Source organism: Comamonas sp. NyZ500 (assembly GCF_016772095.1).
In the GTDB taxonomy this organism is placed as follows: Bacteria; Pseudomonadota; Gammaproteobacteria; order Burkholderiales; family Burkholderiaceae_C; genus Comamonas; species Comamonas thiooxydans.
The window spans coordinates 99851-112993 of sequence record NZ_JAEIJE010000008.1 but is presented as its reverse complement, the minus strand read 5'-3'; the positions used below and the strand labels follow the sequence as shown (position 1 = coordinate 112993).

Annotated in this window: 11 protein-coding genes; 4 read left to right on the top strand and 7 right to left on the bottom strand. The window is 61.2% G+C overall.

Annotation, left to right across the window (positions count from 1 at the left end):
- Positions 1–4: 4 nt before the first annotated feature.
- The 3 genes from JAO85_RS14135 to JAO85_RS14125 are packed head-to-tail and all read right to left on the bottom strand — an operon-like array spanning position 5 to position 3950.
- Positions 5–463, bottom strand: coding sequence for a nuclear transport factor 2 family protein (locus JAO85_RS14135; protein ID WP_012837532.1), 459 nt, complete (start codon positions 461–463; stop codon positions 5–7).
- Positions 463–2946 (bottom strand): RND family transporter, encoded by a 2484-nt coding sequence (locus JAO85_RS14130; RefSeq protein WP_012837533.1) that lies wholly within the window; start codon positions 2944–2946, stop codon positions 463–465. The genes JAO85_RS14135 and JAO85_RS14130 overlap by 1 nt, the downstream gene beginning before the upstream one ends.
- Positions 2943–3950: a YCF48-related protein gene (locus JAO85_RS14125; RefSeq protein ID WP_012837534.1), complete on the bottom strand. Its 1008-nt coding sequence runs from the start codon at positions 3948–3950 to the stop codon at positions 2943–2945. Before JAO85_RS14125 ends, JAO85_RS14130 begins: the two co-directional genes overlap by 4 nt.
- Before the next feature lie 210 nt (positions 3951–4160).
- Between JAO85_RS14125 and JAO85_RS14120 the strand changes: the two genes are divergently transcribed.
- From JAO85_RS14120 to JAO85_RS14105, 4 genes are all read left to right on the top strand, one after another.
- Entirely contained in the window at positions 4161–5375 is a 1215-nt protein-coding gene (locus JAO85_RS14120; RefSeq protein ID WP_202788334.1) for a thiolase family protein, read from the top strand.
- 4 nt (positions 5376–5379) lie between these two features.
- Positions 5380–6324: an OB-fold domain-containing protein gene (locus tag JAO85_RS14115; RefSeq protein WP_202788333.1), complete on the top strand. Its 945-nt coding sequence runs from the start codon at positions 5380–5382 to the stop codon at positions 6322–6324.
- A 351-nt stretch (positions 6325–6675) separates the two neighbouring features.
- On the top strand, positions 6676–6879 hold the full coding sequence (locus JAO85_RS14110; protein WP_039049306.1) for a hypothetical protein: 204 nt from the start codon (positions 6676–6678) through the stop codon (positions 6877–6879).
- 351 nt (positions 6880–7230) lie between these two features.
- Positions 7231–9330: a TonB-dependent siderophore receptor gene (locus tag JAO85_RS14105; protein WP_039049273.1), complete on the top strand. Its 2100-nt coding sequence runs from the start codon at positions 7231–7233 to the stop codon at positions 9328–9330.
- Between the two features lie 177 nt (positions 9331–9507).
- On the opposite strand, the gene tesG is transcribed toward JAO85_RS14105, so the two are convergent.
- The 4 genes from tesG to JAO85_RS14085 are packed head-to-tail and all read right to left on the bottom strand — an operon-like array spanning position 9508 to position 13131.
- Positions 9508–10548 (bottom strand): 4-hydroxy-2-oxovalerate aldolase TesG, encoded by a 1041-nt coding sequence (tesG, locus tag JAO85_RS14100; RefSeq protein WP_039049274.1) that lies wholly within the window; start codon positions 10546–10548, stop codon positions 9508–9510.
- A gap of 14 nt (positions 10549–10562) precedes the next feature.
- On the bottom strand, positions 10563–11486 hold the full coding sequence (gene tesF, locus JAO85_RS14095) for an acetaldehyde dehydrogenase TesF (protein ID WP_004341179.1): 924 nt from the start codon (positions 11484–11486) through the stop codon (positions 10563–10565).
- Between the two features lie 6 nt (positions 11487–11492).
- Positions 11493–12287, bottom strand: a complete 795-nt coding sequence (gene tesE, locus JAO85_RS14090; protein ID WP_202788332.1) for a 2-hydroxyhexa-2,4-dienoate hydratase TesE — start codon at positions 12285–12287, stop codon at positions 11493–11495.
- A gap of 4 nt (positions 12288–12291) precedes the next feature.
- Entirely contained in the window at positions 12292–13131 is an 840-nt protein-coding gene (locus JAO85_RS14085; protein ID WP_039049275.1) for an alpha/beta fold hydrolase, read from the bottom strand.
- Between the last annotated feature and the right edge of the window lie 12 nt (positions 13132–13143).

Genomic DNA, 13143 nt, shown 5'->3' with positions numbered 1-13143 from the left:
CTGCTCAGGTGCCGGGCTGCAGCACGGAGCGCTCACCGATCTCAAGCAACATGGTCATGCTGCGCTTCTGGATGCGCCAGCCTTCGGGCAGCCTTACCCATTCGTCTTCATAGAAACCGATGGCGTCGTAGCGCAGATGACTGCGCTCGCCCAGTCCCTGATGCGCGGCTCGCACCTGAATCCTGCTGAGCGGGCGCTGAGGGTTGCCGGCATCGACTTCCAGATTGCCCAGCAGATGCTGGGTGGGGCCGCAGCCGTCAAGGTGGGTGCTGATCATGCGGCGGACCTTGGCAACCCCTTCGCAGATGTAGCTGCCACCGTAGACCGTGGTGCAGTCAGGTGTGAACACCTGCTGCAGCAAGTCCCAGTTGCGGGTGTCGCAGGCCGTGGCGTAGCGGGTCAGGGTCTGGGCCAGAGCATGTTCAAGAAGAACCTGCTCCAGCGTGCTTGCGGCGGTCTGCATCACACTTTGCCGTTCACGGATGACTGGGGCTCGGGTTTGAGCATGCCGCCCGCGTGGCTGATGCCGCCTGCGCTGCCTGTCGCATGGGCGTGTCTGGGCTGCCGGTGCAGGCGCTTGACGCGTGCCCTGGCTTCCGCCGCGCCCACATTCAGCCAATAGGCCATGGCAGGCAGCAGGAAGATCGCGCCCAGCATGTTCACCAGGAACATGAAGGCCAGCAAGATGCCCATGTCGGCCTGGAACTTCAGTGCCGAGAACGCCCAGGTGCCCACGCCTATGGACATGGTCAGAGCCGTGAAGATGGCGGCGTTGCCGCGCTGGCGCATGGCTTCATAGAAAGCCTCGCGCAGCGTGATGTCTCGCTCGCGCAGCTCATGCTGCATGCTCTCGAACAGATAGATGCCGTAGTCCACGCCCACACCCACGCCCAGCGCCACCACGGGCAGTGTGGGGACCTTGAGACCTATGCCCAGCATGGCCATCAAGGCATTGCAGAGTATGGAGACGATGGCCAGGGGCACGACGATGCACAGCACGGCGCGCCAGCTGCGGAAGGTCAGCCAGCACAGCAGCGTGATGGCGCCGAAGATGGAGCCCAGCATCTGCACTTCGGCATGTTCCACGGCCTCGTTGGTCGCGACCGCCACGCCGGCGTTGCCGCCAGCCAGCAGGAACTTGACGTTGGGCGTCTTGTCTGCGGCGATGAAATCACGCACTTCATTGACGACATGGGTCAGCGTGGCGCCTTCGTGGTCCTTGAGGAAGACCTGCAGATTGATGACCTTGCAGCCCTCTGTGTTCAGGCCCAGATCGGGAGATAGTGCCTTGGCGCCCGAGCGCAATGCGGCTTCGGTGCGCTGCAGAGCCGCCCAACGGGGGTTGCCCTCGTTGTTGCTGGAGGCCGCGATCTTGGCCAGACCGGAGACGGTGGAGACAGATTGCACACCGTCAACCCGGCGCATGCGCGACTCAAAGCGCTCCACGGCGTTCATCACCTGCCAGTTAAGGCAGCCTTCGTCGAGCTTGGAGGTTTCGACGAAGACGGACAGCACGTCCATGCCTATGGAATAGCTGCCGATGATGGTGTCGTTATCACGGTTGTAGCGCGACTCGGCGCGCAACTCGGGAGCGCCCGTGCCCACATCACCTGTCAGCAGATTGCGCGATTCGTAGGTGCCGGCGGCCAGCAGCAGCAGCGATACCACCAGAGTCAGCATGGCGGGCTTGCCTTCGGCCAGTGCCGACAGCTTCCACCAGATGGGGTTACGGCCATTGGCGGAGGAGGAGGGGGCTTGCATGGCCTTTTTTTCCAGGCGCAGATTGGCCAGCACCGCGGGCAGGAACACCTTGTTGGTGATGATCATCAGCAGCACGCCCATGCAGGCGGTCACGCCCAACTCGTGCACGATGGGGATGTCGATCAGCATGATGACCATGAAGCCCAGAGCATTGGTCAGCAGCGCCAGAGCTCCGGGAATGGCCAGCTTGCGAATCGCGTTCTCGGCAGCCAGCCTGGAGCTTAGGCCGGCGCGCACATCATGCTTCCAGGCTCCCGTCATCTGCACCGCATGGGATACACCGATGGAGAAGATCAGAAAGGGAACCAGGATCGACATGGGGTCGATGCCGTAGCCGATCAGCGGCAAAATGCCCAGCAGCCAGATCACGGGCAGCAGCGCCACGGCCAAGCCGACCACCGTGATGTTGGTTGACTTGGTGTAGAGACGCAGCATGATGGCCGTGATGACAAAGGCGATGGCAAAAAAGGTCATCACCGTGGTCAGGCCGTCCATCACATCGCCCAGCACCTTGGAAAAACCAATGATGTGGATGGAGATGTCCTTGCCTTCGAACTTGCTGCGGATCTCTTCCAGGCGCTGCGCAACCTTGTGATAGTCGAGTTTTTCTCCGGTCTTTGGGTCGACCTCGAGCAGGTCGGCGCGCACCATGGCGGACTTCAGATCGTTGCTGACCAGCGAGCCGATCTGACCGGACTTGGCCACGTTGGAGCGTACCTGGGCCAGGCCTTGTTCGTTGGCCTCGAAGCGCGAAGGAATCAGCACCTCGCCCACGTAGCCGTCTTCGGTGATCTCGATGTATTTCACGTTCGGTGTGAACAGCGAATACACCTGGCCGCGGTTGACGCCGGGCGTGAAGAAGACCTCGTCCGTCACGCCACGCAGGGCTTCGAGAAATTCCTTGTTATAGATATCGCCTTGCCGGCCCTTCCATTCCACACTCACCAGAATGCGGTTGGCTCCGGAGAAGGTGGCTGAATGCTTGAGAAATGCCGTCATGTACTCATGACGCATGGGGATCAACTTGTTGAAGCCCGGATCCAGATGTGTGCGCATGGCCGAGACAGCCAGCAGTGCCGTGGCAATCAGCGTCAGCACGACTATGGACTTGCTCCACGAGATCAGCCAGCGTGCCGTGGATGCAATAAACCGGTCCAGCCGGCTGGTGGGTTCGCTCAGAGTCATTGAGTCGCTCCTGGGGCAGCCTGAGCGTTTGCCTTGGCTTGTTGTGGTGGGGGAAAGGGTTGCAGGCCTGCGTCGCTGGACATCCATCCGCTGTCTGGGCCGGTAAGCACAATGTCGGTCAGGGTGGCGCGGCCCCTGGCGCGTTGCAGGCTGAAGCTCTTGCCGCCGTCCTTGCTCAGGCCGAGCATGCTGCCCTGTCCTACCAGGATGATGGTTCCGTCCTTTTCCTGGGCATGGCCAAAGAAGGAGACCGGAGCCTGAATCGTCGACTTGACCCATTGCGCGCCCGGCGCGGCCTGCACAAAGGCGTTGCCGCGCATGCCATAGATCAGCCAGCCGCCGTCGCGTGTAGCCATGGCGTTGTAGAAAGATCCGTTGTAGAACCCGGGCTCGATCTGCCAGCTTGCGCCGGAGTCCTCGGACTTGATGACCAGGCCGCGCTCGCCCACTATCAGCCAGTGCTTGCCATCTTCGGAGCTGGCAATGCGGTTCATGTGCTTGTCCTCCACCTCTGAGGGCAGGGGCAACTGCTCCCAGGTCTGACCGTTATCCCTGGAGGTGATGGCACGGCCGAAGGCGCCGACACTGATCCAGTCGCCCGAAGGAAGGCGCGCGATCGACATCAGAGGCTCTCCGTTTTCCTTGGAGAAAGCGACCTCCTCCCAGGTGCTGCCTCCGTCCTTGGTACGCAGAATCCAGCCTTCGTGCCCCACGGCAAAGCCTGTCTTTCTGTCGGGCGCAAAAGCCATGCTGACGATGAGCGCCTGACGCTGCTCCTTGATCTGTGCCTGCTGCCAGTGAGCACCCTTGTCGTCCGAGTACAGGATTTCACCGAGTGCGCCGGCTGTCAGCAGACGATCGCCCGCCTGCGTGATGGTGTTGAAGTGACTGCGCTCGATGCCAATGGTGGTAGGGGCCAGGGGGGGCGGTGTGCGGGGTGCAAAGGCGAGCGCTGAGGCAAAGGCCACCAATGCTGCTGCGCCTATACCGACGGCTGTTTTCACGTTGTCTCCTTATTGATTCGTACACGCTGTGCATGTATTGCAAACACGGGTGCAGGTTCTTGATTTGGAGCTTCTGCAACATCGTCCGAATGGACGTTTGCCTGGAGAATTAGGGGTATGTACGGGGCCGGCTTTTTAGTCTCTACAGACGATGGATTCGGTCTGCTTCATTTACACAATGAATGCACACTTTCTTGGTAAGGGAGACATATGGGTTTGCAAGGAAAAGCGGCGCTGGTTGGCGTCGCGCAGTACAAGCCGGAGAAGTACGCAACGGCGCCGCGCATGTTCCATCTGGAACAGGTGGCCGACCTGACGCTGCAGGCTCTGGAGGACGCCGGCATAGAGCTGTCCGAGGTGGACGGTCTGATCACCAGCGCTCCGCACTTTCATGAAGCCAGCTGTTTTGTGCCCGCCATGGCCGGCGAATACCTGGGTGTGCGCCTGAACTTTGCCGAAGTCGTGGACCTGGGGGGAGCCAGTTCCGTGGCCATGGTCTGGCGCGCGGCTGCGGCGATCGAGCTGGGGCTGTGCAACACCGTGGTCTGCGTGCTGCCGTCGCGCATGGCACCGATCTCCGAACATGACGACCACATCAAGGAAGTCATGAAGGCCAGCCGCTTCGGCGGCCACAGCACTCGCTTTGGAGCGCCCGAGGCCGAGATGGACCTGCCCTATGGCCATATGGCGCAGAACACCGGCTATGCCATGATTGCCCAGCGCTATGGCGCGGTCCATGGCTACGACGCGGCCGCTCTGGCACGCATCAGCGTGGACCAGCGCTTCAATGCCTGCCACAACCCCGACGCCATGTTCTACGGTCAGCCCATCACGGTGGATGACGTGCTGAACTCGCGCATGGTGGCCGACCCTTTGCATGTGCTGGAAATCGTGCTGCCGGCTGCGGGCGGCGGCGCCATGATCGTCACGCGCGCCGATCGCGCCAAAACCACCAGACACCGCCCCGTCAGCATCGTCGGCTGCGGCGAGCATGTGAGCAGCAAGTCGCCCACCTATATGGCCGACATGCTGCAGACCCCCATCGGCCCGGCTTCTGCCAAGGCTTTCGAAATGGCGGGCATGCGTCCCTCAGACATGCATATGGCGCAGATCTATGACTGCTACACGATCACCGTGATGCTGACGCTGGAAGACGCGGGTTTTTGCGAGAAGGGCAAAGGCATGGACTTTCTGCGCAACAACGACTTCACCTTCAAGGGCAACTTCCCCATGAATACCCATGGCGGCCAGCTGAGCTTCGGTCAGTCCGGCACGGCGGGCGGCATGTCCCAGGTGATTGAAGCGGTGCATCAGATTCAGGGGCGTGCCGGCGACAGGCAGCTGGGTCGCAACGATCTGGCCTATGTGTCCGGCACCGGTGGCGTGATGAGCGAGCAGGGCGCCTTGATCCTGCGGGGAGCATAAGAACATGGCTTGGAACAAACCTCTGCCCCATCCCACGGAAATTTCTGCGCCGTACTGGGAAGGTCTCAAGGCCCACGAAGTGCGCATTCAGCAATGTGATCGTGGACATTCGCTGTTTTTTCCGCGGACCCATTGCCCCACTTGCGGATCGCGCTCCTTGAAGTGGAGCAAAGTGTCGGGCGAAGGCACGCTTTACAGCTTCACCATCGCGCGCATTCCCACCATGCCCGAATTCACGGACGAGATGCCCCAGGCCCTGGCCGTGGTCGAACTCCGTGAAGGCGTGCGCATCAACACCACCATGGTCGGCGTGGAGCCCGAGGCGCTGAAGGTGGGCATGGAGGTGCGTCCCGTGTTTGACGAGCGCCCCGGCGAGGTCACCCTGCTGCGTTTTACCGCCCATGCGGGCAGCCACCCGACCGTCATCAAGGCCGACGCCGAGGCCGCAGTTGCGGTTGCCGTGGTGGAGGAGGCTGCCGCAGCCAAGCGCAGGATTTCCGTCAAGGACATCGAGGCCATGAAGTCGCTGGTGTCCGAGGAGTACAGCCCCTGGTCCAACGAGTTCACTGTAAGCCAGGAAGTCATCAACGAGTTTGCCAGGCTCTCCGGCGACGATTACTGGATTCACACCGACCCCGTGCAGGCGCGCGAGAAAAGCCCGTTCGGCACCACCATCGCCCACGGCGCTCTGGTGCAGGTGCTGGCCAGTCAGCTCAGGATTCCGCTGGACTACGAGGTGGTGGACTTCGACAACATGGTCAACTATGGTTCGGACCGCCTGCGCTTCCCGACCCCCGTGCCCTCCGGCTGCAAGATCCGTGCGCGGGCTCGCATCAAGGCTGTGGAGCAGGTCAAGAGCGGCGTGCAGGCCACGATGGAGCTCAACATCCATGTGGTGGGCCAGGATCGTCCTGCAGTCATCAACGACCTGGTGATTCTCTACATGTAATCGCCGTTGCCCGCCCGGTGAAGGCGGGTGTTTCAGTTTCTTCAAGGGTTGGGGCTTTGCGCAAGCAAAGCCCTTTTTTTGCGACCGTTCACAGATGGGATCCTGGCTCTGTTGGAATGCGCGAAATATCAATCAAATTGGCTTTATGTCTATGTCTGAAAAGCGCTGGCAGCTATCAAATTATTGAAACTCTGCCGGCAGGAGTCAAAGCCATGCGGCGGCGCCATCGGGTCGGCGATCTGGGGTTGCCACCTAAGTAAATACCTGCTCATCAAAATGGACGATGTTGCGTTTTCCGTGCTGGCCATACTGCAAACCAGAAAGGCCATAGAGCCTGTAAAGGAGACAAGCATGAAAACCTCTTTTCGCTGGATGAATGCGCTTCGCGCAGTGTCGCTGGTGGCTGCCGCACTGGCGCTGTACCTGCCTGCCATGAATCTGCCGCAGGGTACCGCTGTGGCAGGGCAGGCGGAGTCTGAGGTCAAGCTGCCCGCCGGCATCGTGCTGGCCAGTGCCCAGACCTCCTGGAACGCAGTTTTTGCATCGGGCTATTGAACCCTGGGCTGAAAGCTCTGCCGGTCGGGTCCTCTCGTTTTCCCTTGATCGGTCCTGAAATCGGCGGCCTGATGGCTGCGAGTTGCCGTCGCATCGGCATCGCCTCCAGTCCGCCTCGGAGGGGCGGATACGGCCTTGTTAAGCCATGGACTCTTGCTGCTTTCAAAGCATCTACATGACTTTGATCTCCAGATAATTTCTGTACTGTAAAGTACAGGTAAATGATACTGATTCTCGATTATGATGCGCACGCTTTTGCACAGCACACAGGTTGTAGCCAATTGATGCCGTAGTCCCTGCTGCGGACGATACCCGCCAAGCCGAATTAAAACTCCGTATAACGAGGCATTCATGGCATTGAGGTATTCGCCGCTGGCAGCGGCATTGGGGCTGGCTTTTTCCGGTGCAGCATGGGCGCAGCAAGCTTCAGAGGTGGTGCTGGACGAAGTACAGGTCCGCAGCGATCGCCAGCCCGATTCCGGCTACAACCCACCCACGGCAACGAGCGCCACCAAGATCGAGGCACCGTTGCGTGATATTCCTCAGACCGTGAATGTGGTGCCCCAGAGCCTGCTGCGCGATCAGGTCGCTCAATCCATGCAGGACGCTCTCAAGGCCGTGCCTGGCGTGGGCTTTTCTCATGGTGACGGTCAGCGCGATCAGGTCACCATTCGCGGCTTCTCGGCCATTGCCGACCAGTTTGTGGACGGCTTGCGCGATGACGCGCTGTATTTCCGCGATCTGTCCAATATCGAGCAGATCGAAGTGCTCAAGGGTCCGGCATCGGTGCTGTACGGACGCGGCTCGTCGGGCGGCCTGATCAATCGCATCACCAAGAAGCCCGGCGTCAATCTCAGCGAAGTGGGCTTGACTCTGGGGCGCTGGAACCAGCGCCGTGGCGAGTTCGACCTGGCGCGCGCGCCGCAGGACAGTGCTGTCTCCTATCGCCTGACCGGCGCCGTCGAGCGCGCCGACAGCTACCGCGACCAGCAATTTCTCGATCGCAAGGCGCTGGCTGCATCGGTGCTGATCAAGCCCAGCTCGGACACCAGCGTGCTGCTGCAGGCCGACTATCTGAAGGACAGCCGCCTCACGGACTTCGGCATCCCCGCGTACCAGGGCCGGCCGGTCAATGTGTCGCCCGGCACCTATTACGGCGCGGCCAATGCCAGGGACGTGGATGTAAGCCGTGCCGAAGTGGCATCGCTGGGGGCCACGCTGAATCACCGGATCAGCGACAGCCTGTCCTTGCGCAATGCCTTGCGCTACTACGATTATTCGCTGGATAGAAACAACACTCTCGTGGGCTCGGTCAACGAGAAGGCGATGACGGCATCGCTGACACGCGGCAATGTGCAGCGTGACGAGAGCGGATTTTTCAACCAGACCGAGCTGACCCAGAAGCTCGAGTTCGCAGGGGTGAAGCACCAATTGCTGTACGGCTTTGAATTCGGCCGACAGAGCAAGGATCTGCTGTCATACAGCCGAGCCAATGTGGCAACGGTCTCGCTGTTCAATCCGGTGCTGCCGACTTTGCCGCTGCGTATCGACGGCAAGCCTGCGGCGGACAATCACAGCGTCTTCAAGGTGGCCAGCGCCTACCTGCAGGATCTGGTCACCATCAGTCCTCAGTGGAAGGCACTGGCTGGTGTGCGTTACGACCGCTTCCAGCAGGAAACGCATGAGCGCCAGCCAGGCAAGCCGGATCTGGGCCGCACGGACACTGCCTGGAGTCCGCGTGTCGGGCTGGTTTATCAGCCCTCGTCGGCGTGGTCCTACTATGCATCGTGGAGCAAGTCCTTCCAGCCCTCTGGCGAAACCTTTGCGCTGGCTGCCAACAATGCACAGCTGGCACCAGAGAAAACGACCAGCCAGGAAGTCGGCGTCAAATGGGATCTGCCGGACGGCAAGGCTTCGATCACGGCCTCGCTGTTCAAGCTCGAGCGCACCAATATCAAGAGCGTCGACCCCACAAGCAACACCGTCGTGCCTCTGGGCGTGCAGCGCACCAACGGGCTGGAGCTGACGTTTGCCGGAGAGATTGCACCGAGCTGGCAGGTCTGGGCCGGCTATGCATTCCTCGATGGCGAGATGACCACATCGCCTGCCGTCGATTCCGGCCAGCCGGTGCAGGGCAAACGCCCCACGCTGACGCCCAGGCAAAGCGCCAACTTCTGGGTGACCAAGGCACTGGGCCACGGCTTCGGCCTGGGCGGGGGCCTGAACTATGTCGGCGCCCGGTTCGCCAATCCCGGCAATACCGTGACCTTGCCAGGCTACACCACGGTGGATGCCATGGCCTACTACCGCATGGGCCCCTGGGATGTGCAGCTCAAGCTCAACAATCTGCTGAATCGTCGCTACATCGTGGCCGGTCATGGCAGCTCGCCCAATCTCAATCTGCCGGGCGCACCGCGCTCGGCCCAGGTGGTGGCGCGCTATCGCTTCTAAAAAAGGTGTGCCATGTGGCACGGGCCGACTGGCCTGGGCCAGCTGCTGCCAGGGGGCAGCCTAGATGCATAGAGGCCTGATCCTCAGGCCGATGTCGCAAAAAAAAGGGTTCAACGACCGCCCCAAGCAGCCGTTGAACCCGATCAAAGTGGCAAAGAGAGCCTGAAGTCAGACGTATCAGGCTGCCACAGCCTGTCTCTGGCGCTCGCGCACCATGGTCAGTGCCGTGTCTTCGATCATGTCTTCCTGGCCGCCCACCATGCCGCGCCGGCCCAGCTCCAGCAGCAGCTCGCGCGCGGGGATGCCGTACTTGGCTTCGGCACGCTTGGCAAACAGCAGGAAGCTGCCATAGACGCCTGCGTAGCCCAGGGTCAGCGCGTCGCGGTCGATGCGGATGGGAAAGTCCATCAACGGCACGACCAGGTCTTCGGCCACGTCCTGGATCTTGAACACGTCCACGCCGGTTTCAATCCCCATGCGCGCGCACACGGCTACCAGCACTTCCATAGGCGTGTTGCCCGCACCAGCGCCCAGGCCGGCAGCCGCAGCGTCGATGCGGTTGGCACCGACTTCCACTGCAGCCAGAGAGTTGGCGATGCCCATGGCCAGGTTGTGGTGGCCATGGAAACCCAGTTCGGTCTCGGGCTTCAGAGCCTGGCGCACGGCGGACAGACGCTCTTTCACGTCGTCCGGCAGCATATAGCCGGCCGAGTCCGTGATGTAGATACAGTTGGCGCCGTAGCTTTCCATCAGCTTGGCCTGCTTGACCAGACCTTCGGCACTGTTCATATGCGCCATCATCAAAAAGCCCACGGTATCCATGCCCATCTTGCGGGCCATGGCGATGTGCTGCTCGGAGACATCGGCCTCGGTGCAATGCGTGGCCACGCGGATGGTGGAGACGCCCAGCTCGTGGGCCATCTTCAGGTGATCGACAGTGCCGATGCCGGGCAGCAAGAGGGCCGAGACCTTGGCCTGCTTCATCAGCGGAATGACGGTGGACAGGTACTCCTCGTCCGTATGTGCAGGAAAGCCGTAGTTGACCGAGCTGCCGCCCAGGCCGTCGCCATGGGTCACTTCAATCAGGGGCACGCCAGCGGCATCCAGTCCCGTGGCCACGGACTTCATCTGTTCCAGGGTCATCTGGTGGCGCTTGGGGTGCATGCCGTCACGCAGCGTCATGTCGTGAACGGTGATCTTCTTACCTTTGAGGGACATGTTCTTCTCCTGGATCAGACAGCAACAGCGGCTTCGGCCAACTCGAAACGGCCGGCGAGGATTTCTTCGGCAAACATCTCGGCCGTGCGCGCCGCTGCGGCGGTCATGATGTCCAGATTGCCCGCGTACTTGGGCAGGTAGTCGCCCAGGCCTTCGACTTCCATATAGATGGAGACGCGGTTGCCGTCGATCACGGGACCGTTGACCAGCTTGTAGCCGGGCACGTATTTCTGCACTTCCTTGATCATGGCGTGCACCGAGGCTTCGATCTCGGCAGGCTTGGGCGTATCCACCGTCAGGCAGTGGATGGTGTCGCGCATGATCAGCGGCGGCTCGGCGGGGTTGATGACGATGATGGCCTTGCCCTTTTGCGCGCCGCCAATCTTTTCCACGGCACCCGATGTGGTGCGGGTGAATTCGTCGATGTTCTTGCGCGTGCCGGGACCGACCGAGCGGCTCGATACCGTGGCCACGATCTCTCCGTAGCTCACGGCCTGCACGCGCGAAACTGCCGCCACCATGGGAATGGTGGCCTGGCCGCCGCAGGTGACCATGTTCACATTCATGGCCTTTTCTGCAACCTTCTCGGCCAGATTCACGCTGGGCACGCAGTAGGGGCCGATCGCTGCAGGCGTCAGGTCGATCATCAGCACGCCCAGTTCGTTGAGCTTGCGGCTGTTTTCGGCGTGGACATAGGCGCTGGTAGCGTCAAAGGCGATCTGGATGCCGTCTTCCTTGACGAAGGGCAGCAGGCCGTCCACACCGTCGGCAGTGGTCTTGATGCCCATCTCGCGGGCACGCTTGAGACCATCGGACTCAGGGTCGATGCCGACCATCCACACAGGCTCCAGTATGGGGGAACGCTGCAGTTTCATGAGCAGATCGGTACCGATATTGCCGGGGCCGATCAGTGCGCACTTGATCTTTTTTTGCGTCATGGTTTCTTACTCGGTGAATTGAATGGAACAAGTACCCATGCCTTCGATGACCATGTCGAAACGGTCGCCGGCGGCGGCGGGAACCAGGGGGGCGAGAGAGCCAGAGAGAATCACTTCACCGGCTTTGAAAGGAATGCCAAAAGCGCCCAATGTGTTGGCCAGCCAGGCTACGGCTTCAGCAGGGTGGCCCTGCACGGCACTGCCCAGGCCAGAGCCTGCTGGCTGGCAGTTCCGTCGCATCTCCATGGCGGCAGCGGCCAGATCCAGCGAAGCCGGATCTGTGTGCTGCTTGCCGATCACGAAGACGCCGCAGGAAGCGTTGTCGGCCACGGTGTCCTGGATCTTGATCTTCCAGTCCTTGATGCGTGAATCGACGATCTCGAAGCAGGGGGCGACCCACTCGGTGGCGGCCAGCACGTCTTCCTTGGTCACCCCCGGGCCTTGCAGATCCTTCTTGAGCATGAAGGCGATCTCGCCCTCGGCGCGGGGCTGGATCAGGCCGGATGCCTTGAGCGAGACGGCTGCGCCGTCTTCAAACTGCATGCTGTCTGTGAGAAAGCCGAAGTCGGGCTGGTGCACATTCAGCATGTCCTGCACGGGCTTGGAGGTCACGCCTATCTTCTTGCCGATCACACGTTCGCCCGATGCTTCGCGCAGGCGCAGCATGTGCAGGGAGATGTGATAGGCGTCTTCCACCGTCATTTCGGGGTGGCTTTCGGTCAGCGGTGCCAGTGTCCTGGCGGTGCGCAGCGCGTCATACAGGCGCTGGCCTTGCTGTTCGATGAATTGCTTGTCACTCATGGCTTCAACCGTTTTTCATGAAGTCTATGCAGGTGCGGTTGAACATCTCGCGATGCTCGACCTGCACCCAGTGGCCGCACTGGTTGACCAGCACCACGCGACAGTTCTTGATGCCCTTGGCCAGCTTGTCGGCACCGCCCACGGGGTTGAAGGCGTCCTGCATGCCCCAGAACCCCAGCACATTGCACCTGAGTTCAGGCAGCTGCTCGGTCATATTGGGGATGTACAGGCGCTGGCGCGAGGCCTCGGTCTGGGTCAGCGCAATCGGGGCGCGTTCATTGATGATTTCGTCCGTCAGCAGCGACTGGTCCACCACCTGCATGCTCATGACGGCGCGCATGGCTTCGGGGCCGGTCTTGCCCGACTTGTAGACATTGAACATATTGGCAATGCCGGGCATGGCCATATAGGCTTCAAACTCTTCCACGCCACCGGGTGCCATGAGGATCAGGCTCTTGACGTCCTCGGGGTACTTGAGCGCATAGCCCAGCGCCACCGCACCGCCCAGCGAGTTGCCCAGCAGGGTGATGTTTTTCAGGCCCAACTGCTCCACCAGTCCCTTGACGCCGGCGATGAAGAAATCCATGTCGTACTGCCTGGGCTCCTCGGTCTTGGACGAGAGGCCGTAACCGAGCAGGTCGGGAACGATGGAGCGAAAGCCGGCCGCAGCAAACTCGGGGTAGTTGCCCTTGAAGTTGCTGTAGCCGCTGGCACCAGTGCCGGCGCCGTGCAAAAAGATCACGGGATTGCCAGAGCCTTGCTCATGGTAGTGAACGCGCTGAGGATGACCGGCCACATTGCCGATGTCCACATACTTGCCTTCTGGGATGGAAAATTGGCTCATCTCTGTTCTTTA

Bases quoted from the DNA above. Each gene is read 5' to 3' on its own strand.
- JAO85_RS14135 (WP_012837532.1), bottom strand. From the start codon at position 463: ATGCAGACCGCCGCAAGCACGCTGGAGCAGGTTCTTCTTGAACATGCT.
- JAO85_RS14110 (WP_039049306.1), top strand. From the start codon at position 6,676: ATGAAAACCTCTTTTCGCTGGATGAATGCGCTTCGCGCAGTGTCGCTG.
- JAO85_RS14115 (WP_202788333.1), top strand. From the start codon at position 5,380: ATGGCTTGGAACAAACCTCTGCCCCATCCCACGGAAATTTCTGCGCCG.
- tesF (WP_004341179.1), bottom strand. From the start codon at position 11,486: ATGACGCAAAAAAAGATCAAGTGCGCACTGATCGGCCCCGGCAATATC.
- JAO85_RS14120 (WP_202788334.1), top strand. From the start codon at position 4,161: ATGGGTTTGCAAGGAAAAGCGGCGCTGGTTGGCGTCGCGCAGTACAAG.
- JAO85_RS14105 (WP_039049273.1), top strand. From the start codon at position 7,231: ATGGCATTGAGGTATTCGCCGCTGGCAGCGGCATTGGGGCTGGCTTTT.
- tesG (WP_039049274.1), bottom strand. From the start codon at position 10,548: ATGTCCCTCAAAGGTAAGAAGATCACCGTTCACGACATGACGCTGCGT.
- JAO85_RS14085 (WP_039049275.1), bottom strand. From the start codon at position 13,131: ATGAGCCAATTTTCCATCCCAGAAGGCAAGTATGTGGACATCGGCAAT.
- JAO85_RS14130 (WP_012837533.1), bottom strand. From the start codon at position 2,946: ATGACTCTGAGCGAACCCACCAGCCGGCTGGACCGGTTTATTGCATCC.
- tesE (WP_202788332.1), bottom strand. From the start codon at position 12,287: ATGAGTGACAAGCAATTCATCGAACAGCAAGGCCAGCGCCTGTATGAC.